This window comes from Burkholderia cepacia (assembly GCF_001039005.1).
In the GTDB taxonomy this organism is placed as follows: Bacteria; Pseudomonadota; Gammaproteobacteria; order Burkholderiales; family Burkholderiaceae; genus Burkholderia; species Burkholderia theae.
Genome location: NZ_LDWR01000004.1, coordinates 80,087 through 96,000 on the forward strand (window position 1 = coordinate 80,087; position 15,914 = coordinate 96,000).

Below are 15,914 nucleotides of genomic sequence, written 5' to 3' on the forward strand. Positions count from 1 at the left end.
CGTGTTCGCCCATTTCCCTCAGACGATAAGGACAGCAGGTGACCCAACCGAATCGCTTCGATCTGCTCGTGGTCGGCGGCGGCATCAATGGCGCGGGTATCGCGCGCGATGCGGCCGGCCGCGGCCTGTCGGTCATGCTCTGCGAGCAGGACGATCTCGCGTCGCACACGTCGTCGTCCAGCACGAAGCTGATTCACGGTGGCCTGCGCTATCTCGAGTACAACGAATTCGGGCTCGTGCGCAAGGCGCTGCAGGAACGCGAGACGCTGCTGCGCGCGGCGCCGCACATCATGTGGCCGCTGCGCTTCGTGATGCCGCATATGCCGAACCTGCGGCCGGCCTGGCTGATCCGCATCGGCCTGTTCCTCTACGATCACCTCGCGAAACGCGAACTGCTGCCCGGCTCGCGCGGCATCGACATGCGCCGCCATGCGGCCGGCGCGCCGCTGATCGACTCGATCAAGCGCGGCTTCGTGTACTCGGACGGCTGGGTCGACGACGCGCGCCTGGTCGTGCTGAATGCCATGGACGCGAAAGAGCGCGGCGCCGAGATCCTGACGCGCACGAAGCTCGTGTCCGCCGAACGCCGCGGCGACGAATGGGAAGCGCGGCTGCAGCACGCCGACGGTTCGATCCGCGTCGTGCATGCGCGCGCGATCGCGAACGCGGCCGGCCCGTGGGTCGGCGAAGTGCTGCACGGCGCGCTCGGCCGCGGCGCGCATCATAGCGTACGGCTCGTGAAGGGCAGCCACATCATCACGCGCCGCCTGTTCGAACACGATCACGCGTACATCTTCCAGAACCCGGACAAGCGGATCATCTTCGCGATTCCGTACGAGCAAGACTTCACGCTGATCGGCACGACCGACGTCGAATACACGAACGATCCCGCGAAGGTCGCGATCGACCGCGACGAAACGCAGTACCTGTGCGATTCGATCAACCGCTACTTCAAGCGCAAGATCGCGCCGGCCGACGTGCACTGGACCTATTCGGGCGTGCGCCCGCTGCTGGAAGACGAGAACGCGACGAACGCATCGGCCGTCACGCGCGACTACCGCCTCGAGCTGGACGACGGCGCGGGCGCGCCGCTGCTGTCGGTGTTCGGCGGCAAGATCACAACCTTCCGCAAGCTCGCGGAAGAAGCCGGCGACATGCTGTGCCGCGCGCTGGGCCGCGACGCGAAAACCTGGACGGCCGGCGTCGCACTGCCGGGCGGCGACATCGCGAACGCGAAGTTCGACGCGTTCGCCGACGCGTTCGCCAAACGTCATCCGTGGCTGCCCGCCGCGCTCGCCCGCCGTTATGCGCGCGCCTACGGCACGCGTGCGGAGCGCGTGGTCGACGGCGCGAAGTCGCTCGCCGATCTCGGCGCCGAGATCGCGCCGGGCATCCACGACGCCGAACTGCGCTACCTGCGCGACGCCGAATGGGCAACCTGCGCGCAGGACGTGCTGTGGCGCCGCTCGAAGCTCGGCCTGCACGTCACGCCGGGCTCGCTCGATGCCGTGACGGCCGCGGTCGACGCATGGTTCGCCGCCGCGCACGCGCCGCACGCGTGATCCGAATGCAGTTGCAGTTGTCTTACCGACGTTGACTCACCGACGCGCCGCCCACCATGCGGCGCGCATCACAACTAAGCCAATCCACGGATGGAGATGAGAGACATGCAGGACCAGTACATCCTCGCGCTTGACCAGGGCACCACGAGTTCCCGCGCGATGCTGTTCGATCGCCAGGGCAATATCGTATCGATCGCCCAGAAGGAATTCGAACAGATCTACCCGCAACCCGGCTGGGTCGAGCACGACCCTCAGGAAATCTGGTCGACGCAAGCCGGCGTCGCCGCTGAAGCCGTCACGCGCACGGGCCTGAACGGCACGTCGATCGCTGCGATCGGCATCACCAACCAGCGCGAAACGACGATCGTCTGGGATCGCGAGACGGGCCAGCCCGTCTACAACGCGATCGTCTGGCAGGATCGCCGCACGGCCGATTTCTGCGACTCGCTGAAGCAGCAGGGTCTCGAAGCGAAGGTGCGCGCGAAGACCGGCCTGCCGATCGACTCGTACTTCTCGGCGACGAAGATCCGCTGGATCCTCGACAACGTGCCGGGCGCGCGCGACAAGGCGCGCCAGGGCAAGCTCGCGTTCGGCACCGTCGACAGCTGGCTCGTGTGGAACTTCACGAAGCACGAACTGCACGTGACCGACGTGACGAACGCATCGCGCACGATGCTGTTCAACATCCATACGCGCGAGTGGGACAACGAGCTGCTCGAGCTGCTCGACATCCCGCGCAGCATGCTGCCGGAAGTAAAGGCGTCGTCGGAAATCTACGGCTACACGAAGACGACCGTGTTCGCATCGAAGATCCCGCTTGCGGGCATCGCCGGCGACCAGCAGGCCGCCCTGTTCGGCCAGATGTGCACGACGTCGGGCATGGTGAAGAACACCTACGGCACCGGCTGCTTCCTGATGATGAACACCGGCAACAAGCCGATCGAGTCGAAGAACAACCTCGTCACGACGATCGCATGGCAGGTCGGCGACGACGTGCAGTACGCGCTCGAAGGCAGCATCTTCATCGCGGGCGCGGTCGTGCAGTGGCTGCGCGACGGCATGGGCATCATCAAGAGCGCGGCGGAAATCGAAGCGCTCGCCGCGAGCGTGCCGCACACCGACGGCGTCTATCTCGTGCCCGCGTTCGCCGGCCTCGGCGCACCGCACTGGAACGCGCGGGCGCGCGGCTCGGTGTTCGGCGTCACGCGCGGCACGACCTCCGCGCACCTCGCGCGCGCGGCGCTCGATGCGATCGCGTACCAGTCGCTCGACGTGCTGGCCGCGATGGAGGCCGATTCGGGCATCAGCATCGGCGAGCTGCGCGTCGACGGCGGCGCGAGCGCGAACAACCTGCTGATGCAGTTCCAGGCCGACCTGCTCGGCGTCGACGCGGTGCGTCCGCAGATTACCGAGACGACCGCGCTCGGCGCGGCGTATCTCGCGGGTCTCGCGATCGGCTACTGGAAGAACCTCGACGAAGTGCGCGACCAGTGGCAGCTCGACCGCCGCTTCTCGCCGTCGATGCCGAAGGAGCAGGTCGAACGCTGCATGTCCGGCTGGCAGCGTGCGGTGCGCGCGGCGAAGGCGTGGGCCGACGACACGCAGTAACCGTCAGCACTCCATACGAAATACAACAACACCGGCGGACCGCGCAACGCGCGAGTCCGCCGTGACATACGAGAGACAATCATGTCACCATATATTGCAGAATTCATCGGCACAGCGATCCTCGTGCTGCTCGGCAACGGCGCGGTCGCAAACGTGCTGCTTGCAAAGACCAAGGGCAAAGGCGCGGACCTGATCGTGATCGTGATGGGCTGGGCGATGGCCGTCTTCGTCGCGGTCTACGTGACCGCGTCGTTCAGCGGCGCACACCTGAACCCGATCGTGACGATCAGTCTCGCGCTCGCGGGCAAGTTCGCGTGGTCGAAGGTCGGCGGCTACATCCTCGCGCAGATGCTCGGCGGGATGGCGGGCGCACTGCTCGTGTGGCTCGCCTATCGTCAGCACTTCGCGAAGGAAGCCGATGCCGACCTGAAGCTCGCGGTGTTCTGCACCGCGCCCGCGATCCGCAGCGTCACGCACAACGTGCTGACCGAAGCGATCTGCACGTTCGTGCTGATCCTCGGCGTGCTGTACCTCGCCTCGCCGCAAGTCGGCCTCGGCGCACTCGACGCGCTGCCCGTCGGCCTGCTCGTGCTCGGCATCGGCATCTCGCTCGGCGGCCCGACCGGTTATGCGATGAGCCCCGCTCGCGACCTGTCGCCGCGCATCATGCACGCGCTGCTGCCGATTCCCGGCAAGCGCGACAGCGACTGGCGCTATGCATGGGTGCCCGTCGTCGGCCCGCTGCTGGGCGGCGCCGCGGCGGCCGGGCTGTATCTGCACCTGCACGCGACGGTCTGATCGCTGTTTCACCGAAACGCGCGGCGTTCATCGCCGCGCGTTTTTCGCCTCCCCTCCCCCGCATCACCGCCGCTTCGCCGGCACCGCCTCCCGCTACCGCTCGCCTTCGGCTGACACCAGCGATTTCAGCTTCACGCCCGCATCCGCGACCGCGGCCGGCGTCACGTCGATCCTCCGCTCGACCAGCATTCTCGCCACGCGCATCTCCTTGACGAATCCCGACGCGCGGCCGAAACCGCTTGCCGCGACCAGCCTCGCGTGGGTGTCGAAATGGAAATGGATTTCCGCGTCGTCGCCGAGCACGCGCGCGACCGACCGTTCGCCGAGTGCCGGCTCCCCGGCCACCTGCAACTGCGCGTCGTACTGATCCGACCAGAACCATGGCGTCTCGCGATACGGCTCGTCGGCGCCGAGCATGTTGCGCGCGGCGATGCGCGCCTGCGTCTCGGCGCCGTGCCATGTCTCCTGCCGGATGAGCCGCCCCGACAACGCGCTCGGAAACACCGCGACGTCGCCGGCCGCATGAATGCCGCGCACCGATGTCTCGAGCCGCGCGTTCACGACGATGCCGCGATCGACCGCGAGGCCTGCTTCGCGCGCCAGCTCGTCGGCCGGTTCGAGGCCGATGCCGGCCACGACCGTATCGGCGATCAGCGTGTCGCCGTCGTCGAGCACGACGGTCAGCGCGCCGCCTGCCGCGCGCTCGATCGCAACGGGTTTCCGGTTCACACGGATCGCCACGCCCTGCTGCTCGTGCAGCGCCTGCACGCGCGCCGCGATCGTTTCCGGCACGGCACGCCCGAGCAGGCGCGGCGCCGCGTCGAGCACCGTCACGCGGCAGCCGCGCAATCGCGCCGACGCGGCGACTTCGAGACCGATGAAACCACCGCCGATCAGCACGATCCGTGCGCCGGGTACGAGCCGTGCGCCGAGCGCCGCCGCGTCGTCGAGCGTGCGCAATGCAAACACGCCGTCTAACGCCGCGCCCGGAATCGCGAGACGGCGCGCGCGGCCGCCGGTCGCAAGCAGCAGCGCGTCGTAGCCGAACACTCGCCCGCCGGACACGCGCACTTCGCGTGCGTGCGGATCGATGCGCTCGACCGTCGCGACGACCGGCTCGATGCCGTCGGCCGCCCAGGCGGCCGGATCCCGCAACCGGCACTGCGCCGCGCTGCGCTCGCCCGTCAGCACGCCCTTCGACAACGGCGGACGCTCGTACGGCAAGTGCGCTTCCGCGCCGATCATCACGATGCGCCCGCGCCAGCCGGACTCGCGCAGCACCTGCGCCGCGCGGCCGCCCGCATGGCCCGCGCCGACGATCGCCATCACACGGTCGGTCGTCATCGCGTCACACCTCGATCAGGATACGGCCGCCTTCCACCTTCGCGCGATACGTGCGCAGCTTCTCGCACGCGGGCGCGGACAGCGGCCGGCCGTCGCGCACGTCGAAGCGTCCGTTGTGCTTCGGGCATTCGATCACGTGATCGATCACGAGCCCGTCCGCGAGATGCACGTGCTCGTGCGTGCACAGGCCGTCGCTCGCATAAACGTGACCGTCGATCCGGTAGATCGCGTACGTGCGGCCTGCGTGATCGAAGCGCGCGACGTCTTCATCGTCGATGTCGTCGAGCGCGCCGGTGTCGATCCATTGCGTCATGATGCGTGTCTCCTTGATCGGGTGGTTCGATGTCCGTCACGCGCGCGCCGTGTCCGGCACCGGCCGCACGACGTGATGGGACGGATCGCGCGTCTGCCGGACCAGCGCCGGCACGATCTCCGCATACGCGGCGAGCGTGCTGCGGTACGGCGGCGGCATGTCGGCCTTCACGGCCTCGTGCAGCTTCGGCAGCGCGTGGAACGGCACCATCGGGAACATGTGGTGCTCGACGTGATAGTTCATGTTCCAGTACAGGAAGCGGAACACGGGATTCATCATCACGGTCCGGCAGTTGCGCCGGTGATCGAGCACGTTCTCGGGCATGCCCGCGTGCTGCGTGAGGCCGAAATACAGGTACAGCCACGCGCCGTAAAGGCTCGGCAGCCCGATGTAGAGCAGCGGCAGGATCGTGCGCCAGTACAGCGAAGCACCCGCCACGAGCGCGTAGACCGCGAGATGGATGCGCGCCTCGCGCGCGACCTTCGGCCATTCCGATTCAGGCACGTAGGTGCGCGCCTCGTCGTCGAGCCGGCCGGTGAACGCGACGGCGATCATCTTGCGCAACTCGCCGGCCACATGCTTCAGCGCGACGACGTTCAGCACGAGCGCGAGCCAGTCGGTCGGCTTCGGCGCGGCGATTTCCGGATCGCGCCCGACGACCAGCGTATCGGTGTGATGGCGCGCGTGGCTCCAGCGCCATGCCGTCGCGCCGCGAAACACCTGGAACGATGCGACCTGGTACAGCGCGTCGTTCATCCAGCGCGTGCGGAACGCGGTGCCGTGCCCGCATTCGTGCCAGCGCGAGTCGGCCGGGCTGCAGTAGAGCGTGCCGTACACGAAGAATGCGGGAATCGCCCATGCCGAATGCGTGTGCCACGCGAACCACGCAAGCACGCCGCTGGCCGCGATCGCCACGTACCAGATCAGCGTGTCGCGGATCGCGCGCGCGTCGCCGCGCTGCATCAGCTGCTTCATCAGCGGCCGCGGCACCGCGCATCGGTACCACGCGGCGTTGACGAGCCCCGCCGCGTGTGCGCGCTCGCCGGCGCCGCCGATCAGTCGGTATTCCTGACGGCGCGCCGCCCTGCGATCGTGCGCCTGGTCGTCCGAATGGGCCACTCGTGTCTCCTGGGTTCGTTGTGCGTGAGAAGCGCGACAGGCGGCTTCGGCATATCTCCGAAATTAGGCGTCCCGCCGCCCCCGCTCAATCGAAACGTTGACGAAATTTCGCCATCGTTTTAGCGTTCCCGGCAACGCCACGCACCCGATGATGGCGACCACCACGATGGAGACGACCATGGCAGGTGAATCCGGGCCGCGCTGGCGCAAGCGCACCGCGCGCTTCGACGAGATCGCGGCGCTCGCCGGCGTCAGCACGACCACCGTCGACCGCGTGCTGAACGAGCGCGGCAGCGTCTCGGCGCAGGCGCGCGAACGCGTGGTGGCGGCGGCGCGGCAGCTCGGCGTGCCGCGTCAGTTGCCCGACACGCGGCACGGGCTGATCCACGTCGACGTGCTGCTGCCGGACACCGACACGCCGTTCTTCCGGCGGCTGCAACAGGCGCTGCAGCGTTCGCTGCAGATGCTCGACCGGCGCGTGGTCGTGCACCGGACGATCCTGCCCGCCGCGGACGACGAACGGGCCGCCGCGTTGATCGAACGGCCCGCCTACCGGCGCGCGGCGCTGATCGTCACGGCGCGCGACACGGCCCGCGTGCGCGACGCGCTGGCCGGCGCGATCGCGCGCAGCGAGACCGTCGTCACGATGGTCACCGACATCGGCGGCATCGCACGCAGGCACTACGCCGGCATCGACAACTACCGCGCCGGACGCACGGCCGGCTACTACATCGGCCGCCTGGCGGCGCGCCCCGGCCGCGTGCTGCTGCTCGGCGGGCGCATGGGCTACCGCGCGCACGTCGACCGGATGGCCGGCTGCCGCGACCAGCTCGCCGACGCGTTCGCCGCGCTGCGCTGCGACGGCGAGCCGGTCGAGACGCTCGACCAGGACGACCGCTGCTACCGCGCGGTGACGAAGGCGCTGCAGGCCCACGACGACGTGGTCGCGATCTACAACAGCGGCGCCGGCTCGGCCGGCATCGAGGCCGCGCTGCGCAAGGCGGGCGCGACCGGGCGCGTGGTCTGGATCGGACACGAGATGCTCGACGAACACCGCGCCTTCATCGAAGCCGGCGCGATGGATCTCGCCATCGACCAGGATCCGGACGGCCAGGCGATTTCCGCGCTGCAACACGTGCTGCATGCATGCGGGATCGTCGAACAGCCGCCGCCGGGCGACCCGGTCGAATTCCGCGTGTTCTGCCCGGCGAACGTGAGGACCAGCGCCTACCTGCAGGCCTGAATGTCGCCGCGCCGCGCGCCGCCAGCGCGTGGCGAAAAAATCGACCGCCGCATTGGCGATTTTTCGTCAACGTTTGTCATGCAGCCCGCGCGCCGCATCCGTACATTGGGCAGCCTTCCCCAGGACAACAACGGACAGGAGACGATGGCTGAACCGATCCTCATCGGCGTGAACCTCGACGGCGTGCTCGAACACGACGGCCTGCCGCTGCCCGCGCCGGCCGAACGCTTCCGGATGATCGCCAGCGCCGGCGTGTTCGATTACGTCGAAAAGAACCCGGCGCGCGGCGAAGATCTGTCGCCGTATTTCGCGCTGGCCGAACGCCACGCGCTGCCGATTCGCGTGATCGGCGGCATCTGGCGCGCCGGCCGCGACGACGCGCACGTGGCCGACCTCATCGATGCGGGCGCGCGCTTCGGCAGCACGGTGCTCAACTGCCAGCTGTACGCGCATCACGCGGACGGCCATCCGCTGTCGGACCGCGAAGTCGCCGATTTCTACCTGCGCGGCTATGAACGCGGCGAGCCGGCCGGCTGCCTGCCGAGCCTCGAAGTGCACGTCGACATGTGGAGCGAGGATTTCACGCGCATCGCGCGCGTCGCACGGCATGTCGAGCAGGCCGGTGCGCCGTTCCGGATCACGCTTGATCATTCGCACCTGCTGTTCAAGATCGGCAATCGCGCCGAACTCGAAGCATCGGGCATTCGCGAGCAGGTCGACAGCGGCCGCGTCGTGCTCGACCCCGCATCGCCCGCGGCCATCTACGCCGACTGGATCGCGCGCGGCTGGGTCCGTCATGCGCATGCGCGCAGCGTGATTCCGAACAATCCGGACAACCGCTGGATGCGCCGCGCGGACGACAGGCCCGGGCGCGGCATCCAGTATCCGTTCGTCGCGCCCGCGCCGGGCGCCTGGCACGGCGAATGGTGCGCGGCGGCGCTCGACACGTGGAAGGCCGCGCTGCGCCAGTTGCTGCAAGCGCAGGTTCATGCGCGGCCGGCTCGCCTCGAGCAGATCAGTTGCGAGTTCATTCCGTTTCCGGACTACGGCGGCGGCGCGCGCTATTCGATCTTCGACAACAACGTCGCGTGCGCGCAATGGCTGCGCGATACGTGGCATGCGCTCGCCGCGCCGCCGGCGAACCTGCCGGCGGGCGACGTCGTGCGCGCCGGCACCCGATTCGAACCCAGCCCCACTCGAGACACGAGGACAGAACGATGACGCAAGCCTTCCACTTTTCGCTGAACCGCATGAGCGCGCCGCGCCTGCCCCTCGACCGCTATGTCGCGCTGTGCCGGCGCCTCGGCATCGACACGATCGAGATCCGCAACGATCTCGACGGCGTCGAGATCGCCGACGGCACGCCGGCCGCCGCCGTGCGCGCGACGGCCGAAGCCGGCGGCGTGACGATCCTGACGATCAACGCGCTGCAGCGCTTCGAGCAATGGAACGCCGAGCGTGCGGACGAGGCGACCGCACTGGCCGATTACGCGGCGCACTGCGGCGCACGCGCGCTGGTGCTGTGCCCGACCAACAGCCGCGGCGACACGCGCGGTGCCGATATGCGCCATGCGGATCTCGTGAAGGCGCTGAAAGCGCTGAAGCCGATCCTCGACGCCCGCGGGCTGCTCGGCTTCATCGAGCCGCTCGGCTTCGAGGAGTGCGCGCTACGCCGCAAGTCGGACGCGGTGAAAGGCATCTACGACGCGGCGGGCGAACAGGTGTTCCGGCTCGTGCACGACACGTTCCACCATCACCTGTCGGGCGAGGACATCTTCTTCCCGAACCTGACGGGCCTCGTGCACATCTCGGGCGTCGAGGAAGACGACCTGCCGGTCGACCAGATGCGCGACGGCCATCGCGTGCTGGTCGGCGGCGCCGACCGGCTCGGCAACCTCCGGCAATTGCGCGAGCTGCTCGAGCGCGGCTACCGCGGCGCGTTCTCGTTCGAGCCGTTCGCAAACGAAATCGCCGAAGCCGACGACATCGAAGACCGGCTGCGGGCCAGCATCGAATACGTGCGCGGCGAACTGGCGGATCGCTGACCGTCGCCACGGTGCGCGCCGACACGAGCCGCGCACCGACAGAAGACAACCCACTCAACAGGAGAACGGAATGATCGAATTCGCTTTGTTCGGCGCGGGAAGAATCGGCAAGATCCACGCGGCGAATCTCGCACGCCATCCGGGCGCGACACTTCGCTACGTGATCGACCGCCATGCGCCGTCGGCCGAAGCGCTCGCGCACGCACACGGCGCGCAGGTCGCCGACATCGATCGCGCGCTCGGCGATGCGGCCGTGCAAGCGGTCGTGATCGCGTCGAGCACCGACACACATGCGGACCTGATCGTCGCGGCCGCGAACGCGGGCAAGGCCGTGTTCTGCGAGAAGCCGGTCGACCTGAGCGTCGAGCGCTCGCGCGCATGCGCGGACGTCGTCCGGCGCAACGGTGTGACCTGCATGCTCGGCTTCCAGCGCCGCTTCGACCCGACATTCGCCGCGCTGAAGGCGCGCGTCGAGCGCGGCGAAATCGGCGCGCCGGAAATGCTGATCGTCACGAGCCGCGACCCGGGCGCGCCGCCCGCCGACTACATCCGCAGCTCGGGCGGCATCTTCAAGGACATGCTGATTCACGACTTCGACGTGTTCCGCTGGATCCTCGGCGACGAAGCGCAGACGCTGCACGCGACAGGTAGCTGCCTGACCGACCCGGCCGTGCTCGATGCCGGCGATATCGATTCGACCGCCGTGACGATCCGCACGCGGCGCGGGCTGCTGTGCCAGATCAACACGTCGCGGCGCGCCGCGTACGGCTACGACCAGCGCTTCGAGCTGCTCGGCAGCAACGGGATGCTGCAGGCCGGCAACGTGCGGCCGACCGAAGTAAGCGCGTGGCTCGCGGGCGGCATCGCGACGGACGTGCCGGAGCCGTTTTTCCTCGAACGCTACCGGCATGCGTACGCGGCCGAGATCGCGCACTTCGTCGACGCGCTGCGCGACGGCACGCCGGTCAGGACGACGATCGACGACGGGCTCGCCGCGCTCGAGCTGGCCGAGGCCGCGATGACGTCGTGGAAAACGGGGCGCGTGATCGAGATGTGACGAAAGCGGCGGCGGCCCGCGCAAGCAGGCCACCGCCGTACGACCGCCCCGCGGCGCGCGGGCGCGATCGGCAGCACACCTGTACGAAATGCGGCGACCGTCCGGCGCATCGGGCATATTTGCCGAAACGCCGCTCGGCATGCGCGTGAAAGCACGTATCATTGCGAGATGCTCGGCGTCGCCGACACCCGCTTTTTCACCATCATGCTCGATCACCTCATCTGTGACTGCGACGGCGTGCTCGTCGACAGCGAAGTCATCGCCGACCGCGTGCTGCTCGAGACGCTGTCCGCCACGTTCCCGAACATCGATTTCGAAGCTGCCGCGAAGTCGGCGTTCGGCCAGCAGACGTCGCGCTTCCTCGCCGGGCTCGAATCCCGCTTCGGGATCGAAACGCCCGCCAACTTCATCGAGACCATCGAGCACAACATCGAGATCGCGCTGGCGCAATCGCTCGCGCCGATCACCGGCGTGCGCGACGCGCTGCTGAAGGTCAGCCTGCCGGCGGCCGTCGTGTCGAACAGCCGGCTCGTGCGCGTGCGCAACTCGTTGAAGCGCGCCTCGCTCACCGAGATCTTCGGCGACCGCGTGTTCAGTTCCGAGCAAGTATCGCGGCCGAAGCCCTACCCCGACGTCTACCTGCATGCGGCGCAAACGCTCGGCGTCGCGCCGGAGCGCTGCATTGTCGTCGAGGACAGCGTGTCGGGGCTGAATGCCGCGCGCGCGGCGGGGATGAAGACGATCGCGTTCGTCGGCGCGAGCCACATCCCCGACAACTACGCGGACGCGCTGCGCGCGATGGGCATCACGCGGATCATGCGCAAGATGGACGAACTGCCGTCGCTCGTCGAAGCCGGCATGCGCGGTGAATTCGGCGACGTGCAGTCGTAAACGTAGCGCGACGGCACGTCGTTGATCGACAAACCGTCGCAAACGAAATGCGCCGTGCAGCGCGGCAAGGGCAGCGGGATGCTGCAGGAACGGAAGCCGGCCGGCCAATTGCCGGACTTGATCAGCAGGACACGTCGTCAGTGTAATGCCCGGCGTGAAGCCGGGCTCGCTGTGCTGGCGCCCGGCTTCACGCCGGGCCATCGGCACTTAACGCAGCCATTCTCGCGGAATCTCCGGCGGGGTGTAGCCGTCCGGAAACATGTAGATGAAATAGCGGCCGCGCGAGCCGCCAACCGCCGCCCCCGGCCAAACGCCACGCTGTGCCGTATCCTCGCGGGCCGCGCTCCGCGCATCGATGGTGCCTGCCGGCAACTGAATCGTGTTCTGGCCGCCTGCCCCGCCACCGACGCACGCGCGTTCCGTCACGTTGATTGTTCGCACGATTTGCCTACCTCTGTTGGTTCGTGATCGACCCCGTGCGCGGTCGTCACGGGCTCCCGTGCAAGCACGGCACCACGAACCGGACTGTCGGTGCGCAATGCCGTCGAGCCCGGTCGAGTATAGGTAGCGATCCGGAAGCCGAACATCACCGAATCTCCAGATTTCGGAGCCCGCGCGGCCATCCGGCTACGCTTCGCTCAGGCAGCCTTCGCGTGCAGCAGCCAGCGCCTCGCGGAACTCGACGAGCTCCGCGATCGTCAGCATCGGCAGGCCGTGCCGTTGCGCGAAACGCGCGACATCATCGCCGCGCGTCATCGTGCCATCCGGATTCATCAGCTCGCACAGCACGCCGGCCGGCTTCAGGCCCGCAAGGATCGACAGGTCGACCGTGCCTTCGGTGTGACCGCGGCGCGCCAGCACGCCACCCGGTTGCGCACGCAACGGAAACACGTGACCCGGACGCACGATGTCGTGCGGCTTCGCGTTTTCTGCGATCGCCGCGCGGATCGTCGTCACACGGTCGGCCGCGGATACGCCCGTATGCACGCCTTCGCGTGCCTCGATCGATACGGTGAACGCGGTGCCGTTGCGGCTCTCGTTGGTCTGCACCATCGGCGGCAGCTCGAGCGCGCGCACCGTGTCGTCGGTCAGGCACAGGCACACGATGCCGCTGCACTCGCGGATCAGCAGCGCCATCGTCTCGGGCGTGATGCGCTCGGCGGCAACGATCAGGTCGGCCTCGTTCTCGCGGTCGTGGTCATCCTGCAGCACGACCGCACGGCCCGCGCGCATGGCGTCGAGCGCAGCGGCGATGCGCGGCGGCACCGGTTCGGAATCCAGCAAAGGGAGATCGGCAAAGGCGTCGGCGGGTGCCGACGAAACGGACATCAAGGACATGTGAAACGCTCCTCGCAAATACGATTTGGGCGAAAAACGTTTCAGGGCATTGCAAACAGACAGAACGACAACCCGTTTCGCAAGTAGCGCGAAGCGGCCCTGGCGGACATGACTATCTGCACATCTTCTCTCATCCGGACTATGACCGTCGGCTCTGGCATTCGACCAGATCTGCTGACCCCGCGCGAATGCGCGGGCGCTCGCGGGCTCGCCGGCTTACGCCAGCCTACCGCCGGTGGGGAATTTCGCCCCGCCCTGAAGACGCACTGATTGCCGGATGGGGACTGCCCATCGTCGGCGGGCCAAGCATACAACAGCTGCGCGCGCGGCGCAGCGAACCACATCGATAACCTTACTGACGACTCCGTCTAACGGCATCGTCCAAACGGCCGACGGCCCGGGTGCGACCCCGCCCGAGGCAGGGACAGCGTCCGTTCCGTGCGGCCTGCGCGGTCAGCCGGCCGCGTGCGCCGCATCGGGCACGAGCCAGCGCGGCGGCACCTCGGGGCTCACCGTCACGCGAAACGCGCGCGCCTCGCTGTCGCCCGGGTTGCGCAGGCTGTACGGCTGGTCGGCATCGAACACGATCGCGTCGCCGGTCGCGAGCAACTGGCGGCGATCATGCACGCTGACTTCGAGCGTGCCTTCGCTGACGACGAGGTTGACGGTCGTGCCGGGCGCGCGGCGTGCGCCGGGCTCCGTATGCAGCGGTGCGATCCGCAGTTCGTGGAACTCGGCCGCGGCCGGTTCGCCTTCCGGATACAGCGCGCGCGCCGAGAAGCGGCCGTTCGAGCTGACGACGCGCGACGCGCGCTCGGCCGCCAAGTGCTCGAAGCCGTTCACCGCGTGGCGGCGCAGGAACGCGGCGACCGACACCTTCAGCGCCGCGGCGATCTTGCAGAGCACCTTGATCGACGGCACGCTGCGCGCCGACTCGATCTGCGCGAGCATCGCACGCGACACGCCGGACAACCGCGCGAGCGCATCGAGCGACAGTTGCCGCTCGGCACGCAACCGCGCGAGGTTCACGCCGACGACCTGTTCGAGGACATCGAGCGACGCGGACGCCCGCGCGTCGGCGGCGTTGCCGGACTCGAAGGAAGACACGTCGCGCACGAGCGCCAGGGATGAAGACATAGCATTGCCTCCGGGCCGCTGCGCGGCCCTGCGTATGGGGTAAGCCGGGATCGGAATCGGGTTGCGCCAGCAATGGCGCGTATCGAGACGCTATCACCCGGCCTTGCGCGGGCAAACGAAGTTATCTTCACACCGTTATCAGCATCGCGGAGGAATGCGTTCCTCGCGAACCTTTTCCTGCCGCTATGGCGCCGCTCATTGCGGCGCCGGCGCCGCACCGCGTGCCGGACCGCGCGCATCGAGCCGCATCGCGAACCACGTGACGACGAGCGCCGCGAACGTCACCGCGACGGCGACCCACGGCAGCGCATCGAGCGCGAAGCCGTGCTCCAGCGCGAGGCCGCCGAGCCACGCGCCGCCCGCGTTGCCGACGTTGAATGCGCCGATATTCAGTGTCGACGCGAGATGCGGCGCGCTCGCGGCCTTCTCGACCACGCGCGCCTGCAGCGGCGGCACCGTCGCGAACGCGGCGATCCCCCACACGAACACCGTGACGGCGGCCGCGACCGGCAGGTGGCTCGTCTTCGCGAACACGGCCATCACGGCCATCAGCGCGACGAGGATCGCGATCAGCGACGGCATCAGCGCGCGGTCGGCGAGCTTGCCGCCGAGCGTGTTGCCGACCGTCAGTCCCGCGCCGAACAGCACGAGGATCAGCGCGACCGCGCGCGGCGAGAAGCCCGACACGGTTTCGAGAATCGGCGCGATATACGTGAACACGACGAACACGCCGCCGAAGCCGAGCACGGTCATCAGCAGCGCGAGCCACACCTGCGGCTCCTTCAGTACGCGCACCTCGTGGCCGAGGCCGACCGGTCCGCTGTCGTGGCGGTTCGGCACGAGCGCGGCGACGCCGCCGAGCGCCAGCACGCCGAGCGCGGCGACGATCCAGAACGACGCGCGCCAGCCGAGCAGCTGGCCGACGAAGGTGCCGAACGGCACGCCGAGCACGTTCGACAGCGTGAGCCCCGTGAACATCAGCGCGATCGCGCTCGCGCGCTTGTCGGCCGGCACGAGCGACGCGGCCACGACCGCGCCGATCCCGAAGAACGACCCGTGCGCGAACGACGTGACGACACGCGCGACCATCAGCATCGCGTAGCCGGACGCGGTGGCGCACAGCACGTTGCCGACGATGAAGATCGCCATCAGCAACTGCAGCGCGGCCTTGCGCGGCATGCGGCTCGTCAGCACCGCGAGGAGCGGCGCGCCGACCGCGACGCCGAGCGCGTAACCCGTGACGAGCAGGCCGGCCGACGGCAGCGACACGGCGAGGTCGTGCGCGACTTCGGGCAGCAGGCCCATGATGATGAATTCGGTGGTGCCGATGGCAAAGGCGCTGATCGCAAGCGCCAGTAACGGAATGGGCATGACGTTCTCCGGAGGGCGGCGGACGCGGCGCCCGGTCGGTGCCGCACCGCACAAAATGCGGGATGTGCGCGCATTGTCCCGAAGACGC

Annotated in this window: 15 protein-coding genes and 1 riboswitch; of the genes, 8 read left to right on the top strand and 7 right to left on the bottom strand. The window is 68.6% G+C overall.

What is annotated here, in order from left to right:
* Nucleotides 1-38: 38 nt before the first annotated feature.
* The 3 genes from glpD (at nt 39) to VL15_RS01415 (ending at nt 3,968) form a co-directional block, all read left to right on the top strand.
* Complete coding sequence (gene glpD, locus VL15_RS01405) at nt 39-1,562, top strand: glycerol-3-phosphate dehydrogenase (protein ID WP_048242693.1); 1,524 nt, start codon at nt 39-41, stop codon at nt 1,560-1,562.
* 105 nt (nt 1,563-1,667) lie between these two features.
* Complete coding sequence (glpK, locus tag VL15_RS01410; RefSeq protein WP_048242694.1) at nt 1,668-3,170, top strand: glycerol kinase GlpK; 1,503 nt, start codon at nt 1,668-1,670, stop codon at nt 3,168-3,170.
* Between the two features lie 81 nt (nt 3,171-3,251).
* Nucleotides 3,252-3,968: an MIP/aquaporin family protein gene (locus VL15_RS01415; protein ID WP_048242695.1), complete on the top strand. Its 717-nt coding sequence runs from the start codon at nt 3,252-3,254 to the stop codon at nt 3,966-3,968.
* Between the two features lie 93 nt (nt 3,969-4,061).
* On the opposite strand, the gene VL15_RS01420 is transcribed toward VL15_RS01415, so the two are convergent.
* From VL15_RS01420 to VL15_RS01430, 3 genes are read right to left on the bottom strand one after another with little or no spacing between them, the layout of a single operon-like run.
* A complete protein-coding gene (locus VL15_RS01420) occupies nt 4,062-5,312 on the bottom strand; it encodes an NAD(P)/FAD-dependent oxidoreductase (protein ID WP_048242696.1) in 1,251 nt (416 codons plus the stop codon).
* A 4-nt stretch (nt 5,313-5,316) separates the two neighbouring features.
* Nucleotides 5,317-5,625, bottom strand: a complete 309-nt coding sequence (locus VL15_RS01425; RefSeq protein WP_048242698.1) for a non-heme iron oxygenase ferredoxin subunit — start codon at nt 5,623-5,625, stop codon at nt 5,317-5,319.
* A 36-nt stretch (nt 5,626-5,661) separates the two neighbouring features.
* On the bottom strand, nt 5,662-6,744 hold the full coding sequence (locus VL15_RS01430) for a fatty acid desaturase family protein (protein WP_048242699.1): 1,083 nt from the start codon (nt 6,742-6,744) through the stop codon (nt 5,662-5,664).
* A 178-nt stretch (nt 6,745-6,922) separates the two neighbouring features.
* Here VL15_RS01430 and VL15_RS01435 point away from each other — a divergent pair, with 178 nt between their 5' ends.
* The 5 genes from VL15_RS01435 (at nt 6,923) to VL15_RS01455 (ending at nt 11,980) form a co-directional block, all read left to right on the top strand.
* Nucleotides 6,923-7,987 (top strand): LacI family DNA-binding transcriptional regulator, encoded by a 1,065-nt coding sequence (locus VL15_RS01435; RefSeq protein ID WP_048242700.1) that lies wholly within the window; start codon nt 6,923-6,925, stop codon nt 7,985-7,987.
* A 144-nt stretch (nt 7,988-8,131) separates the two neighbouring features.
* Nucleotides 8,132-9,208 (top strand): xylose isomerase, encoded by a 1,077-nt coding sequence (locus VL15_RS01440; protein ID WP_230684292.1) that lies wholly within the window; start codon nt 8,132-8,134, stop codon nt 9,206-9,208.
* The gene (locus VL15_RS01445; protein ID WP_048242701.1) at nt 9,205-10,032 is read left to right on the top strand and encodes a TIM barrel protein; all 828 of its coding nucleotides are present in this window, start codon (nt 9,205-9,207) and stop codon (nt 10,030-10,032) included. Before VL15_RS01440 ends, VL15_RS01445 begins: the two co-directional genes overlap by 4 nt.
* A gap of 70 nt (nt 10,033-10,102) precedes the next feature.
* Nucleotides 10,103-11,089 carry an inositol 2-dehydrogenase gene (gene iolG, locus VL15_RS01450; protein ID WP_048242702.1) on the top strand — a complete coding sequence of 329 codons (987 nt, stop codon included), beginning with the start codon at nt 10,103-10,105 and terminating at the stop codon, nt 11,087-11,089.
* A 204-nt stretch (nt 11,090-11,293) separates the two neighbouring features.
* On the top strand, nt 11,294-11,980 hold the full coding sequence (locus VL15_RS01455) for an HAD family hydrolase (RefSeq protein ID WP_048242804.1): 687 nt from the start codon (nt 11,294-11,296) through the stop codon (nt 11,978-11,980).
* A gap of 207 nt (nt 11,981-12,187) precedes the next feature.
* Here VL15_RS01455 and VL15_RS01460 read toward each other — a convergent pair whose 3' ends face one another.
* The 4 genes from VL15_RS01460 to VL15_RS01475 form a co-directional block, all read right to left on the bottom strand.
* Nucleotides 12,188-12,406, bottom strand: coding sequence for a hypothetical protein (locus VL15_RS01460; protein ID WP_155420094.1), 219 nt, complete (start codon nt 12,404-12,406; stop codon nt 12,188-12,190).
* A 201-nt stretch (nt 12,407-12,607) separates the two neighbouring features.
* Nucleotides 12,608-13,318, bottom strand: coding sequence for a 3,4-dihydroxy-2-butanone-4-phosphate synthase (ribB, locus tag VL15_RS01465; protein WP_048242704.1), 711 nt, complete (start codon nt 13,316-13,318; stop codon nt 12,608-12,610).
* Nucleotides 13,319-13,436: 118 nt separating this feature from the next.
* Nucleotides 13,437-13,585, bottom strand: a riboswitch (FMN riboswitch).
* Between the two features lie 186 nt (nt 13,586-13,771).
* Nucleotides 13,772-14,455, bottom strand: a complete 684-nt coding sequence (locus VL15_RS01470; RefSeq protein WP_048242705.1) for a helix-turn-helix domain-containing protein — start codon at nt 14,453-14,455, stop codon at nt 13,772-13,774.
* A 195-nt stretch (nt 14,456-14,650) separates the two neighbouring features.
* Nucleotides 14,651-15,826 (bottom strand): MFS transporter, encoded by a 1,176-nt coding sequence (locus tag VL15_RS01475; protein ID WP_048242707.1) that lies wholly within the window; start codon nt 15,824-15,826, stop codon nt 14,651-14,653.
* Between the last annotated feature and the right edge of the window lie 88 nt (nt 15,827-15,914).

Coding starts and splice junctions, on each gene's coding strand:
- glpK (WP_048242694.1), top strand. CDS start 1,668: ATGCAGGACCAGTACATCCTCGCGCTTGACCAGGGCACCACGAGTTCC.
- VL15_RS01415 (WP_048242695.1), top strand. CDS start 3,252: ATGTCACCATATATTGCAGAATTCATCGGCACAGCGATCCTCGTGCTG.
- VL15_RS01420 (WP_048242696.1), bottom strand. CDS start 5,312: ATGACGACCGACCGTGTGATGGCGATCGTCGGCGCGGGCCATGCGGGC.
- VL15_RS01425 (WP_048242698.1), bottom strand. CDS start 5,625: ATGACGCAATGGATCGACACCGGCGCGCTCGACGACATCGACGATGAA.
- VL15_RS01435 (WP_048242700.1), top strand. CDS start 6,923: ATGGCAGGTGAATCCGGGCCGCGCTGGCGCAAGCGCACCGCGCGCTTC.
- VL15_RS01440 (WP_230684292.1), top strand. CDS start 8,132: ATGGCTGAACCGATCCTCATCGGCGTGAACCTCGACGGCGTGCTCGAA.
- VL15_RS01445 (WP_048242701.1), top strand. CDS start 9,205: ATGACGCAAGCCTTCCACTTTTCGCTGAACCGCATGAGCGCGCCGCGC.
- iolG (WP_048242702.1), top strand. CDS start 10,103: ATGATCGAATTCGCTTTGTTCGGCGCGGGAAGAATCGGCAAGATCCAC.
- VL15_RS01455 (WP_048242804.1), top strand. CDS start 11,294: ATGCTCGATCACCTCATCTGTGACTGCGACGGCGTGCTCGTCGACAGC.
- ribB (WP_048242704.1), bottom strand. CDS start 13,318: ATGTCCTTGATGTCCGTTTCGTCGGCACCCGCCGACGCCTTTGCCGAT.
- VL15_RS01470 (WP_048242705.1), bottom strand. CDS start 14,455: ATGTCTTCATCCCTGGCGCTCGTGCGCGACGTGTCTTCCTTCGAGTCC.
- VL15_RS01475 (WP_048242707.1), bottom strand. CDS start 15,826: ATGCCCATTCCGTTACTGGCGCTTGCGATCAGCGCCTTTGCCATCGGC.